This window comes from Ruegeria sp. F11 (genome assembly GCF_056533855.1).
Genome location: NZ_JBQFOW010000033.1, coordinates 1 through 6,359, shown reverse-complemented (window position 1 = coordinate 6,359; position 6,359 = coordinate 1). Strand labels below are relative to the sequence as shown.

General features: G+C 54.2%; 6 protein-coding genes. 2 read left to right on the top strand and 4 right to left on the bottom strand.

Annotation, left to right across the window (positions count from 1 at the left end):
• Positions 1–49: 49 nt before the first annotated feature.
• A complete protein-coding gene (locus tag ACR0NJ_RS21170) occupies positions 50–274 on the bottom strand; it encodes a hypothetical protein (RefSeq protein WP_480819071.1) in 225 nt (74 codons plus the stop codon).
• A 109-nt stretch (positions 275–383) separates the two neighbouring features.
• Here ACR0NJ_RS21170 and ACR0NJ_RS21165 point away from each other — a divergent pair, with 109 nt between their 5' ends.
• On the top strand, positions 384–1,301 hold the full coding sequence (locus ACR0NJ_RS21165; RefSeq protein WP_480819070.1) for a LysR family transcriptional regulator: 918 nt from the start codon (positions 384–386) through the stop codon (positions 1,299–1,301).
• Positions 1,302–1,601: 300 nt separating this feature from the next.
• Here ACR0NJ_RS21165 and ACR0NJ_RS21160 read toward each other — a convergent pair whose 3' ends face one another.
• On the bottom strand, positions 1,602–1,997 hold the full coding sequence (locus ACR0NJ_RS21160; protein WP_480819069.1) for a hypothetical protein: 396 nt from the start codon (positions 1,995–1,997) through the stop codon (positions 1,602–1,604).
• A 117-nt stretch (positions 1,998–2,114) separates the two neighbouring features.
• Between ACR0NJ_RS21160 and ACR0NJ_RS21155 the strand changes: the two genes are divergently transcribed.
• A complete protein-coding gene (locus tag ACR0NJ_RS21155; protein ID WP_480819068.1) occupies positions 2,115–3,398 on the top strand; it encodes a hypothetical protein in 1,284 nt (427 codons plus the stop codon).
• Between the two features lie 46 nt (positions 3,399–3,444).
• Here ACR0NJ_RS21155 and ACR0NJ_RS21150 read toward each other — a convergent pair whose 3' ends face one another.
• Complete coding sequence (locus tag ACR0NJ_RS21150; RefSeq protein ID WP_480819067.1) at positions 3,445–4,401, bottom strand: alpha/beta fold hydrolase; 957 nt, start codon at positions 4,399–4,401, stop codon at positions 3,445–3,447.
• A 377-nt stretch (positions 4,402–4,778) separates the two neighbouring features.
• The gene (locus tag ACR0NJ_RS21145) at positions 4,779–6,146 is read right to left on the bottom strand and encodes a dipeptidase (RefSeq protein ID WP_480819066.1); all 1,368 of its coding nucleotides are present in this window, start codon (positions 6,144–6,146) and stop codon (positions 4,779–4,781) included.
• Between the last annotated feature and the right edge of the window lie 213 nt (positions 6,147–6,359).

Genomic DNA, 6,359 nt, shown 5'->3' with positions numbered 1-6,359 from the left:
TCTCATCTCCACTCCTCGGTGGTTACGATGTGCCAGAAACCCTCTCTTATCAAATCACCCTAAACTGTCCCATTGGCGCTGACGTCAAACACTCCAGAATGCCTTCGGCGGCGGCTGAAATGGCGCGTGCATAAGCGTCTGTGCCACCGCCGGCCTTATAGGGTACAATCAGGTTGATCGGGCGTTTGGGCCAATCGGCCGCGAAACTGGCGGTTGCCGTTGCCACAACGGCGAAACCTGCCAAAGCAGCAGAGATAAGCGTTCTGCGTTTCATGAAGTTCTCCCTATTTTCTTTCCTGATTTCATTTAGCAGACGCGCTGGATTGCGAAAAATGCAAATATGTTTAGTTTACTTGCACTAAATGCAAGTGACGGTGACGAACATGAATATCAAAGCCCTACGCGCGTTTAGAGCGACGTTGTCGGAAGGATCCCTCGCAGCGGCAGCGAACATATTGCACCTGTCCCAACCGGCAGTGAGCCGATTGATCTCGGGCCTCGAAGGCGAGTTGCGACTTGATCTCTTTGATCGAAGTGGTCGCAACCTTACAGCAACATCTGAGGGGCTTGCCTTTTATCGCGAAGCGGGGCGTATTCTCGACAATCTCGACGAAATCCCCGGCATCGCTGCCGAGATCCGGGCAGGCCGCACACAAAGCCTCCGGATCGTTGCAATGCCCCGCATCGCCCGTGCGCTCGCGTCTCCTGCTGTTGGTCAATATGTGCGGGGAAACCCTGATATTAATGTCAGCCTGGACGTTCGTGCTCGTCGGGAAGCCGGAAAGTGGTTGGCGGGCCGCGAATACGATGTCGGCATTGGGGCGCTGCCCGTTGAACATCCAGACATCCGAACCGAGCTATTGCTTCGTGTAAGAGCACAGGCAGTAATTCCAATCGACCATCCGCTTGCCAATCTAAAGGAGATTTCCATTGACGATCTGGCAGACGTTCCAATTGTCAGGCTGATGCACGGATTGCTCCTTCGCGATCAACTGGATGACATGTTTCGATCCGCAGGCGTACTCCCAAAACAGACCTGTGAGGTGGCCTCTTCTTCCTTGGCATGTGCGCTGGTCGCCGATGGAGGAGGCGTCACAATCGCGGATGAACTTGTGGCAGCCAACGTGGACAAAGACCGCATTCGAACCGTTCCGATCACGCCTGAACGCTGGATGTCATTTGGGCTTCTTTTCCCGGTTCATGCAGAACCAAGCGATGCTTGCGACCAGTTCGTCAGCGTACTGAAATCATATGTGGCAAAGCTGGCAAGGTCCAGCGCGACAATAGAGGTTGTTGGCTAGCGACCTGCGCGGTCCTGCATGACACCTCTCTGGAAGTTCGACTTGCCGAAAGCCTTTTCATCCAAAAGCTGACATTGGTTAATGGTTCAGCATCGGGTTTTTGGGCTCGATGCAGACCTCTGGGCAGACGCAACACAAGCCCCTGCCCCGTTTTCCACGATACGTCCAACGGCCCAAACCGGCCCTTCACTGATTAGTCAAACCGCTGCCGCGCGACTCATCAAACCTGCCGTTCGCTGCGCGTACAAAATTTGCAATCAACTAAATTTACTTCGAACAGGATACAATGAAACACCGAAACTAATTGGTGGCGGCCGTGCGCCATATCTTGGCTGAAATCTTGCGTGGCAGAAGGGCCTTGAAAGACTGCCCGGGTTGCCACTCCACTTCGTGTATATCATGAATGGCTTGGAGGTCTTCGACCGTCAGGCGATCAAGTAGACTTACACCGGTGGAGGCCTGGATTGCTTCCAGCACTGGTGCCTTGTGCACAGGCGATCGGGCGACGAAGTTGCCCAACTCATCTTCATGCGCATCCATTGTGGATTCGTAAAACTCATCTTCGATCATGCCGCCAAACAAGCAGCTTGTGCCCTTATGCCGGTATGCGCCAACACCGAACTCCGGGTTGAACGCTTTTTTGTCTTGCGCTTCGAGGCGAGCAATAGCGGTGTCAAACAGGTCTGCAACACTCATGTTAGTTGATACTCCTTCCATCGGGTAAGTTCGCAAAAACTACGATTATGATGATATCAACAACGACACTGCACGCCAGCAGATCGAGGCTCAGTCTATGGCAAAAAGTTCAACGAAATGAGTGCTGAAGGCAAGAAATCGGGTTCGACGCAAAAAAAGAACCGCGCATACCTGCTTTGGGGTGGCATCGCTGATTCCTTGTCCGACATTCTTGCCAGCCCGAGCATTGTGCTTCCGTTTCTATATCTTGCGCTGGGGGCACCGCAATTTCTCGCCGGGCTGCTACTTCCATGTGTCAAAGGTGCCCGGATTGTCGCTGAAGCCATGATGTCGCCTTATGTGCGCGTGGGGGATCGCTCCAAAAAAGCGATGATACTTCCCAATCTCGTCATTGCTTTAGTCCTGGCCATCTTGGCCCTGTCGGGTGCAGCCCTTTCCGATGGGGTCGTCATGGTGCTGTTTGTGTTGGTGTCCTTGATCGTGGGCAGCTGCTACGGAATCTGGGCTTTGGGCAGCAACCACATCTATGGGGCGGAACTCGAAGAAGAAGAGCGCGGGCAGATCGTCTTCACGCAACTGGCCTTCAGTTGTATTATTGCAATCGCCCTTGTGTGGGCCACACGGGCGCTGATGGTTGGAGAAACTCCGTTCGAGCGTCATCGCGTTTTGCTTTGGTTGGGTGTGCTGGCACTTTTGGTTTCGTGCTTTTGCATGTTCCGACTTGTGCTTACAAAAACTCCGGACGAGGTTAGCGATCCAGAGGTTCCAGAGGAAAAAGAGTCTTTTTTCAATCAGGTTTTGCGTGGTTGGTCCCTGGCGCTGCAATATGCGTGGTTCCGCCGCTTCCTTGTCGCGCGATTGTTCTTTTTGTCAGTCGAACTGGCCACGCCATTCTACACTATTCATGCGGCGACATTTCATCTTTCTACTCCGCACATACTGACCATCTTTGTAACGGCAACAAGCGCTGGACGCGCGCTTGGTGCCGTATTGTGGCGGCGGGTTGTGCGCAAGTCGATCCGATACACAATCGCCGGTGCGTCATTAATTGCGTGCCTTTCCGCGCTTATGGCGATCGGGTTTGACCTGTTCGGTCTGGCAAGCAATCCTTGGGTTTATGCCGCAACGATCTTTTTTCTGTCCTTTGGGATCGGAGGAGAAACTGAAGGCCGGTACTTGTACCTGCTTTCGATGTCGTCTGACAGCAATCGCCCCTATATGGTCGCGCTCTCGGACGCGGCGGCTGGTATCGGCGGGATCATTTTCGCCGCGGTGCTTGGCCTGGTGGCGCAAATCCAAAGCGTTCTTATCCCATTAACCGTGTTGGCCGTACTTAACGCTATTTCTGTCTATCTAGCCCTGTCGCTGACTGAGAAGACAGAAAAAACACCCTCACTTTAATGCGTCCGGGACGAAAGTGGAAATCTGTCATTGCCCTGATGGCGAGCTATTGCGACTGCTGCATTTTGTTCGCTGCGGCGATGATGGCGTCGGCAAGGGGGCCATAGAGCGTTCCGTGCAATCCACCCGCAACAACGACAAGTTCCGATCGGAGCAGGGCCTTATGCAGACGCCAAGGTGTCCAAAACGGAGCCGAGAGGTCGAGCCGACTGTGTATAAGTTGTATCTTCAGTTCGGCAAGTTTGTGGGCCTGTTCCAACAGCGGCATGTCAAGCCAGGCAAGATTTTGAAAGTAATGTGTGACGATCCTTGCAAAACCGAGCCGAAAGCGTTCGTCTTCATAAGATGGATTGCGTTCTACCCGCGGGTCCAAGCTTACTACGGCGGCTTCCCATTTGCACCACGCAAACGCAGCAGCGGATCGCAAACCTGCATCTTCACCCACGAGAAGATCGTTATAGCCTGCCGCAATTTCAATTCCGTCTCGGGCGTCTGGTACCAGCGCGTGGAACTCTTCATGTGCTTCTGGCAAAAAGCGACGAGCGCCAAAATAAAGAAAGTCGAGATCTTCGCGCGATGTCATTGCAACTGCAGCCAGGATCAGACCGTTTACCCGCTCCAGATGCTCAAGCGCATAAGCCACCGCCAGCGTGGTACCCCATGAAGCACCATAGATGCACCAATTCGCCAGCCTCAAACGGATGCGCAGACGCTCTAGATCGTGGATCAAGTGTTTTGTTGTATTCGCATTGAGGGCGTCCACGCTGTCGCCCGCATGCGGTGTCGATCGCCCTGCCCCCCTTTGGTCGATTGTGACAATGTGCCAAAGTTCCGGATCGAACAACTGAACCATTTGCGGTCGCGTGCCGCCCCCGGGCCCTCCGTGCAGCAACACGATAGCTGGCGCATTTTCGTTACCGAACGTCTGCCAAAACACAGAGTGGCCATCTTCTTCGGGCAAAAACCCGGAAAGCAGAGGCGGCGAAGGATGATAGAGAGCCATAACGTTTTCATATCCCGCTTTGTAAAGCGTAGATAGATCAATGCGTGCAACCGCTCGGTTTCGACTCTGTGCGACAGAATAGGTCCAACAATCACCTTTGAGTTGGAGCCCACAAACTCCGAGTCATTTCGGATCGTGCCGCAGGGTTTCATCAGTTTCTGACAGTCATAGAGCATAGGCTTAAACAGCTCATATTCGGAAACCCGCTGCCGGTGTCTTAAAGCAGTCTCACCTTTGATTGATGATCTGGAACATGATCAGTGGCTGGTCACGCATCATGAAGACCAATTTCTTCCAGAGGTGCGGTATGTCACTGACCGCACCCATGCCGTGATGTCGGAAGCTTGTGAAAATGGGTGAACCGAGGCTGCGGAAGCCTATTCACCCAAACGTTCCATCAACCGAGCATAGGCTGTTTGGCCGCGCCGGAAGGTTGGCAGACGGAAGAACTCGTCCGGGGCATGTTGGTTTTCATCTTCATGCCCAAACGCAAACATAACGGCATGCAAACCTAGCTCGTCAAGTAAGGTCGACATCACAGGGATCGAGCCTCCAACACGGGTTTTGTACGCGGGTTTGCCATAAACCTCTTCGAGGACCTGCCCCGCGATTGCGGTTGCGTTGTGTCCGGCTGGTACTAGGAAAGGGTCCGCGCGACCAGGATTGCGAGACACCTGAGCCGTCACACTAGGCGGGCAGTGAGCTTCGACATGGGCTGAGATCAGGTCAAAGACTTTTTCGGGATTTTGGTTTGCGACCAGTCGGCAAGTTATCTTGGCCGAGGCCAACGCGGGCAAAACGGTCTTTGTACCTTCCCCTTGCCAACCGCTGGTCAGCCCGTTCACCTCAAGCGTTGGACGTGCCCACAGGTTTTCACGTGTGGAATATCCCGGCTCACCCAAGGTTGCTGGCGCTCCGGTCTGGGCCAGATAGGCCGCCTCGTCCCAGGGCACCCGTGCTATTGCCGCGCGATCTTCATCGGTCAATTCTACGACATCGTCGTAGAAGCCATCCACCGTGATCAGACCATCGGTCGATTTCATGCTGGCCAGCAACTGGGCCAGCGCCATCGCGGGGTTTGCGACACCGCCGCCATGCATACCGGAATGCAGATCAGATTTCGCGCCCTGAACCGAGATCTCAAGCGAGGTGAGCCCTTTCAGACCCAAAACCAGTTGTGGAGTCTCGGTATCCCACTGGCTGCCATCGGCGGAGAAGATCATATCAGCCTGAAGCCGGTCGAGATTTGCCTCGATAAAAGGTGGAAGGTCGGGGGACCCGATCTCTTCCTGGCCTTCAAAGAAAAACCGGACATTGACAGGCAATTTCCCAGTCTCCACCAGCAAAGCCTCGGCGGCAAGGATTGGGATTAGCATGGCACCTTTATCGTCTGTCGCCCCACGCCCGTAAATCCGATCCCCGCGGATCGTCGGCTCGAACGGAGGCGAAGACCAGAGATCAAAAGGTTCGGCCGGTTGTACGTCAAAATGGCCATAGATCAGGATTGTGGGTGCATCGGGTCCAGCATGCAGCCAATCGGCACAGACCACCGGGTGGCCTGCTGTCTCCATCATCTGAACGTTTTCCATTCCCGCCGCAACCAGCCGATCAACGACCCACTGCCCGGCTTTTTGAACATCGCCTGCGTTTTCGGGTTTGGCTGAAACCGACGGTATACGAATGAAGTCACACAGCTCTTCGACAAAGCGCGATTGGTGTGTATCGAGATATTCCGTCCAGCTCATTCCATGCCCTCTCTGATGCTGGCGCTTAACTTACGATACTACACGTGGCCCGCAAGTCGGCAGAAGACAACTTGGTAAGCGTAACGACCCGAAAAGGACTTACCAGTACTAGCGGCCCAAACCGGATGAGGTGGATGGCTCCTGCTCCACCGGTATCGAACGTGCCAAAGTGCAGTTGTTATCGACTGCTGGGAAAGGAGCCACCCAATGACA

Excerpts from the sequence above, each read along its gene's own strand:
- ACR0NJ_RS21155 (WP_480819068.1), top strand. The coding sequence starts at position 2,115 with ATGAGTGCTGAAGGCAAGAAATCGGGTTCGACGCAAAAAAAGAACCGC.
- ACR0NJ_RS21150 (WP_480819067.1), bottom strand. The coding sequence starts at position 4,401 with ATGGCTCTCTATCATCCTTCGCCGCCTCTGCTTTCCGGGTTTTTGCCC.
- ACR0NJ_RS21165 (WP_480819070.1), top strand. The coding sequence starts at position 384 with ATGAATATCAAAGCCCTACGCGCGTTTAGAGCGACGTTGTCGGAAGGA.
- ACR0NJ_RS21170 (WP_480819071.1), bottom strand. The coding sequence starts at position 274 with ATGAAACGCAGAACGCTTATCTCTGCTGCTTTGGCAGGTTTCGCCGTT.
- ACR0NJ_RS21160 (WP_480819069.1), bottom strand. The coding sequence starts at position 1,997 with ATGAGTGTTGCAGACCTGTTTGACACCGCTATTGCTCGCCTCGAAGCG.
- ACR0NJ_RS21145 (WP_480819066.1), bottom strand. The coding sequence starts at position 6,146 with ATGAGCTGGACGGAATATCTCGATACACACCAATCGCGCTTTGTCGAA.